7 protein-coding genes are annotated in these 6,274 nt (G+C 38.2%); 2 read left to right on the top strand and 5 right to left on the bottom strand.

Features of this window, described 5'->3' with window-relative positions; translation table 11 throughout:
- Positions 1 to 50 precede the first annotated feature (50 nt).
- Positions 51 to 1,202, top strand: a complete 1,152-nt coding sequence (locus tag RMX69_RS25230) for a hypothetical protein (RefSeq protein WP_322639072.1) — start codon at positions 51 to 53, stop codon at positions 1,200 to 1,202.
- On the opposite strand, the gene RMX69_RS25225 is transcribed toward RMX69_RS25230, so the two are convergent.
- Positions 1,199 to 1,468 (bottom strand): hypothetical protein, encoded by a 270-nt coding sequence (locus RMX69_RS25225; protein ID WP_322639071.1) that lies wholly within the window; start codon positions 1,466 to 1,468, stop codon positions 1,199 to 1,201. The two genes, RMX69_RS25230 and RMX69_RS25225, sit on opposite strands and share 4 nt — an antisense overlap.
- Before the next feature lie 5 nt (positions 1,469 to 1,473).
- The gene (locus RMX69_RS25220; RefSeq protein ID WP_322639070.1) at positions 1,474 to 1,605 is read right to left on the bottom strand and encodes a hypothetical protein; all 132 of its coding nucleotides are present in this window, start codon (positions 1,603 to 1,605) and stop codon (positions 1,474 to 1,476) included.
- A gap of 119 nt (positions 1,606 to 1,724) precedes the next feature.
- On the opposite strand from RMX69_RS25220, the gene ilvC reads away from it, so the two are divergent.
- Positions 1,725 to 2,720, top strand: a complete 996-nt coding sequence (gene ilvC / locus RMX69_RS25215) for a ketol-acid reductoisomerase (protein WP_322639069.1) — start codon at positions 1,725 to 1,727, stop codon at positions 2,718 to 2,720.
- 94 nt (positions 2,721 to 2,814) lie between these two features.
- Here the strand turns inward: ilvC and RMX69_RS25210 are convergent, their stop codons facing one another.
- The 3 genes from RMX69_RS25210 to RMX69_RS25200 form a co-directional block, all read right to left on the bottom strand.
- Positions 2,815 to 3,297, bottom strand: coding sequence for an SET domain-containing methyltransferase (locus RMX69_RS25210; protein WP_322639068.1), 483 nt, complete (start codon positions 3,295 to 3,297; stop codon positions 2,815 to 2,817).
- 379 nt (positions 3,298 to 3,676) lie between these two features.
- On the bottom strand, positions 3,677 to 4,387 hold the full coding sequence (locus tag RMX69_RS25205) for a hypothetical protein (RefSeq protein ID WP_322639067.1): 711 nt from the start codon (positions 4,385 to 4,387) through the stop codon (positions 3,677 to 3,679).
- Between the two features lie 861 nt (positions 4,388 to 5,248).
- Positions 5,249 to 6,130 carry a DMT family transporter gene (locus RMX69_RS25200; protein WP_322639066.1) on the bottom strand — a complete coding sequence of 294 codons (882 nt, stop codon included), beginning with the start codon at positions 6,128 to 6,130 and terminating at the stop codon, positions 5,249 to 5,251.
- Positions 6,131 to 6,274 lie beyond the last annotated feature (144 nt).

Below are 6,274 nucleotides of genomic sequence, written 5' to 3'. Positions count from 1 at the left end.
TAACATATTTTGGGCTGTTTTTATCGGATTTCTCTTAACATTCAACACTTTTGAGAGGAAGGCTATACCTCTGGTATACAGATGGTTCTGTTGGTGTTTATGATTGGGATAGATTAGTAGAAACAACATTTAGTGATAGAGTTGATGAGCTAGTTCTCCAGTCTGCTTTTACTAGAGGAGACTATCTTTATGGTGATATGCTAGTACCTCTTTTTAAGAATTCAGAGATTAAACAAACTCTTTTCAAGAAATTTATAAAAGCTTCTCAAAAAAATTTGTCAGTTAGTTTGAAGAAGTTAAGAAAGTTTGAATACTCTAAACAAGATAATCCTATTCCAGAATTGCCTACTGATACTTGTATTTATAATAATACCCTATTTGCACTAACTGACATAGGAGTTTATAGTGCATCTGTTCATAGAAGAGATACTAAATTTGGAATAAGTCAACGTCCGAAGAAGCTATGGGACTGCCCATTAATTTCTATAAAAGCTGCTCATACATCTTTAGCTATGGCTGGAGGGGATGAAGGGCTTTTCGAGCTTCATCTTAATAATTATTCTGATAATTTATTAAATTCAAATAAAGTTGATGAGAGAATTTATCAAATCAGTAATCACCATTCATCAATGGTTGACTGGTCTTTTGCAAGTTTATACAGTTCATCATATGTTGATTCAGGTTTCTTAGCAGCATTTGGTTGGGATAAACATCAAGACAATGGAACATTTCAAAGAAAATTTAAGAAAATAGTACCTGATTCGGACATCTTTAAAAAAAAAGGTTTTAGTTGGGGTTCTCAAGAAAAAATATATTTAGCTAATTCTAATACTATTGAAGTCGCTAAATATACTCAAAAGAGGATAGATTCAAATAATGAAAGTGATGCTTTTCAACCACTGGAATCAATTAATTTTGATAAACCACATGGAGATGTTGTGAGTGGAGGAATAGCTTACTTTGGTGTAATTATCGAGTATGATGATTCTCTTATAGTTTTGTGTAGTGATGATACTTTAACTACTTTACCAGAGTCAGCAGCTCGTTGGAGAGTATATCCCCGTTCAAAAAGATATGAAAATCATTTACATATAATTTACGAAGATCGATTAGTCATATATTCCTTTAACCATGATTATTTTGTTGATCAAGTACAAAAAATTAGAGGAATTGAGTATAGGAACAGGTCAAAAAACGCCTAGAGAGCAGTAACAATATTGCTTTGCTCTACCATGCTATGAACGCAAGGTTCTCCCCAATACGTAGTAATCGCTGGAGCGAAAACCGAAGAGTCTTTTTTCGATACTGATTGACAAATATACTTAGCTCGATTTTCTCTAGTCAGTATTCTATCAGTATCCCTGACATAGATTGGCACCATCATTTCTCTTTGCTCCAACAGTTCGGACAACCCAATATGAATTTCCTTTCCCTCATGAAATAATGCACGCGCCGCTTTTTCTACCATTCGTGCTAGTTCAGCACCGTTACAGTTGATGGTTTTGTTGAGAATAATGCGCCATTTTTTCTCGGTAAGGCGATCGCCACCATTGCAGTATCGCTCATCAACTTGGCTTTTTTCTCGATTATTGCCGTCGTAAACACTCCCCCTGAGTTCAAAGAGATAAATTCAATGGTTGACAGTTAATCTGTGGTTACTCAATTTGAGGTACAATCGTAAGCCTGCGAATTAATGACGATGCTTGCTGACAGGAGATGCTTCTATGGCCCGGATGTATTATGACGAAGATGCCAATTTAGACCTTTTGGCTGGAAAAACTATTGCTATCATCGGCTATGGTTCCCAAGGTCATGCCCACGCTCTCAATCTCAAAGATAGTGGTTTGAATGTGATTGTGGGACTATATCCGGGTAGTAAGTCAGTTGCAAAAGCTGAAGCAGCTGGGTTAACTGTGAAAAACGTTGCAGATGCCGCTAATGCTGCTGATTTCATCATGATTTTGTTACCTGATGAAGTCCAAAAAACGATTTACAAAAACGAGATTGAACCAAATCTAGAAGAAGGAAATGTCTTAGCCTTTGCCCACGGCTTCAATATTCACTTTGGGCAAGTTGTACCACCAGATAATGTCGATGTGGTGATGGTAGCACCAAAAGGGCCAGGGCATTTAGTACGGCGGACTTATGAAGGTGGGGAAGGCGTGCCAGCGCTGTTTGCAGTTTATCAAGATGCTAGCGGTCAGGCACGCGATCGCGCCATGTCTTATGCTAAAGGTATCGGTGGTACTCGCGCCGGTGTTCTCGAAACTACTTTCCGCGAAGAAACCGAAACCGATTTATTTGGCGAACAAGCGGTATTGTGCGGTGGTTTGAGTGCTTTAATCAAAGCCGGATTTGAAACTTTGGTAGAAGCTGGTTATCAACCAGAATTGGCTTATTTTGAATGTCTGCATGAAGTCAAGCTGATTGTTGACTTGGTTGTAGAAGGTGGTTTAGCCAAGATGCGCGACAGCATTTCTAACACCGCTGAATATGGCGATTATACCCGTGGCCCGCGGATTGTTACCGAACAAACCAAGGTTGAAATGCAGAAGATTCTCAGCGAAATTCAATCTGGGCAATTTGCACGAGAATTTGTTCTCGAAAACCAATCTGGTAAACCAGGATTTACCGCCATGCGTCGTAAAGAAGCTGAACACAAAATTGAAGAAGTTGGTAAAGATTTACGCGCTATGTTTAGCTGGTTGAAAAAGGCTTAAGCAAAAGAATGTAGAGACGCAATAATGCAGAGACGTAGCACTGCTACGTCTCTACAAGGGTTATGGTTACAGCATATTTAATTTCTGAAGATGTCTATTTACTTTGAGTTTTAAGATAATCTGCAACATACTCTCCGTAAGTATCACGCAACATTTGTTCGCGGAATTTGAATCCTAATGTTTTCCCTCGACAAGATAAAGATCCGCACAAGCATCGAGAAACAGCAATTGATTCATATTCAGTGGTTTCGTAGTCCCAGGTAATTTCCTCACCTGCTTCTATATCGCCCAAAGCAACAAAGTCATATCCTCCAAACTGATTATTTCTTACCCCAGTATTTGGATCACAAGAATGGTTAATGACGACAGCAGGCTCGTCTAGGTTGACATACAAATTAAAATCTATCTGAAAGGAATAAATTGTTCGTTCAGGAACTTCTTCAATGGGGATACCCACCACGACAGTTTCTCCTTGGGCAAATTTTTTGCTAGCAAAAACTCCTCGTCCTTTTGCTGTTTTTTGAATCGTGATATGGGAATTGATCTTTGCAGCTGAAATCGACTCTAGTATATTCATAGATAAAGACCCAGTGGATTTAAATTGATTGGGATTTAAAACTTTAAAAATTGGCTTAGTTGCAGTTCACCTGACTAAAAATAGCTCTTTCAAGGTGGATAAAAATTTTCGCAAATAGATTCGTCTTTAACCTCTTATTTCTGTATTCTCTGTGCTTCTGTGATTAAATAAATAAGTGTACTGAGCGCTTCAGACGCAGAGATAACAGAGAAAAAAGAGATTTTATCAGTCACCTTGAAATGGGTATTTATTAGAACTTACACATTGATAGGAAATTGAGTATGTGTATTCAAACACTCGTTGTTTAAAGTGTTCCAAAATAAAGTTACAAGCCACTTGAAGAGACAAATTTCTGGTCTACTGACAGTATTCCCTTTAGTTAACCGTAAAGAGGTTGACTAGAGTAAGAAATATCAATATTTATTGTTTCATCATCAGCGTAGGTCAAGATTAGGTTAGTTCGCTTGACTTCTTCCGAAAGAGGCAAAACTCGATGAACAGATTTGTTCGTTTTCATAAAGTAGCAATCTCCAACATGATGCCCAACCCGTTTAGCTAATGATGTATCGAGATCGCTAATTTCCATACTGTGGGGAACAAATTCTAGGCATCCTCCAGCTTTTTTTGGCGGGGTTTCAATAAAAATAGCAAAAGCAAAAGCGTAGGTATCGAGATGTCCCCCATGAACATCTCCAATTTTGTCAAGCCTATGGATTACATGCCTATCAAAAGGATCTGGTACTAAGTGAACTTGAGTTCCCGCAATACCACAGAGAAACTCAATTAGGTGAGAATCACGGTACAAAGCCGGAATAAGTTGTGAGTGTTCAGCAACAGCAACTCCCGAAACAGTACTAAGATGTCTAGGAGTATTTTGCTCATGTTTCATGTTGAAGTCTCTTCTTCGAGAATGCTGCTCAAATATTCTGAGAACTTCTGTTTTCAAAATTGCAAATGAATCATCATTGAAAAACAACGGCAATTTTACATAACAGTTGAGAGCAAACTCTTTGTGTAATAAGGCTCCAGCTTCTCGGCTCAGACGAGAATATTTAGTAGCATTGAAAAAATTGGCAGTGTTATGATACACAATATTCACTACAAAATCATGATAAATTTAAGCATCAAAATTATTTATTTAAGTAATAGCATTGATGCTTGGGTTCAATGTAAAATCAAGATTTTAGCTAATTCAATTACTCCAAAGCTTGGCTAATTCAATTAGTAAACTGCATATCAAATATCTTTTATGTAAGTAGTAAGATGTTTTTAACAGTTCAAATCTTTTATCTATTATCTAATAACTAACTGAAAGAAGTCAAGCACGTTTTCATAATATTTATCAGGAATTACGTATTGACAAATGCATGATTATGTTTGTCAATTCCCTGTTTAGCTAACTTTAAACGGGAGCATCCAAGTTTTATTCTTCCGATAAATATAAATTAGATGTGAGATGGTGAAGGAATAATCACAGCAATCATTATTTACCAGAACTACTATGACTGAAGAAGAAAACTAACTTTTGTTTGAATATGGTCGTGCGATCGCTAAAATACTCTACAAAAATGCTCCAATTGAGGAACCAACAAGCTTAGGCAAGATTGAATAAGTAGTAAATATGGATTAATCTAATCTTTGCTCGCTAAGTAAGTCGGCGGAAATAAACAAAGTTATGTTGACAAACATAAACAAGCTTAAAACCCTTACAAATGATTAATACTTCTCTGCGTTCGCGCAGCGTGTCGCAGACAGAGGCTACGCCCGAAGCGAAGCTATGCCGCAGGCTTTACGACTACGCGGTAGTTGAATCTCGACTTCGCTCGATTACCGCGCAGTCGAAACTCAGTACAAGTGACAAATGACAAATGATGGACTTCACTAGTTAGCTTTAATTGCGCCGACTTACCTAAATAAAAAGTGGGATACACCTAGCTTAAACAGCTAACCGTTAACTGCTCTGTACCTCAACTTTTGCTTCCGGCTCAATCTTTTGAGGGCTTTGACTTAGAACCAAAGCAACTAACACAAGAATCGCGCCAATTAGACCGCGTATTCCCAGATGTTCTCCAAGTAGCCAAAACGAAAAAATTGTGGCGAACAATGGCTCAAGTGTAAAAAGTAAAGCAGCTTCGTCAGAAGAAACCCATTGCTGTGCTATTGTTTGAAGCCAGATGACAGCAGCCGTCGCCAACAACCCTAAGTAAAGAATTGCTCCCCAGTGCTGGCGAATTACCTCAAATTGGTTAATAATTTGTGTGTTACTCCAGAGTACCCCTATCGTTGCAATGAACAAAAGTTGAACGCTAGTGAGCGTTAAAGTGGGGTGACGGGAGGCGACTCGCTCTAGGAAAAGTATGTAGGCTGCATAGACAAAAGCATCAACGAACATTAATAGATCGCCGATTCCTAGTTCTCCCCCTTCCCAAAACATCACGCCAATACCGATGACAGCGACTCCAGCGGCTAGGAAAGTTTTCAACGGTACGCGCTGACCACTCAGCCATCCCAGCAGCGGGACAATCAAGGCATTCAAACTGCCAATGAATGCCGCCCGGTTTGCTGGTATAGTCTTGAGCGCAATTGTTTCTATCGCTAAGAAAAAGAAAAGCAAAAGTCCTAGTACTGTACCATCACGAAATAAAAGTGCGTTAATATTACGTAAATTTAGAGTGAAAACTGCTGCGGCTATGACAAAGCGTGTAGCAATCAATGCACTTGGTGAAAGGCTACCAACGATGTCTTTGGTCAATGGAAAAGTTGTAGAACCAATTATATTAACAAAAATAAGCAGTATTATGCCCTTGAAACGCAAGTTATTTTCAGTCTGCATCAAAATAATTGATTGAATAATGTTTCTTTACATCCATAGAGAATGCGATCGCATAAATAATATTAGTTTTTTTGCGTCCAGTTAGCGCCTTCTGAATTTAGGATTTTTATTTGGACAAGTTCTACTAATCGTATTTTCATAATC

The sequence above is a fragment of the Nostoc sp. EspVER01 genome (genome assembly GCF_034530635.1).
Classification (GTDB): Bacteria; Cyanobacteriota; Cyanobacteriia; order Cyanobacteriales; family Nostocaceae; genus Nostoc.
Note: the sequence above shows the minus strand (reverse complement) of the source record. Positions and strands in the feature narration are given on the sequence as shown.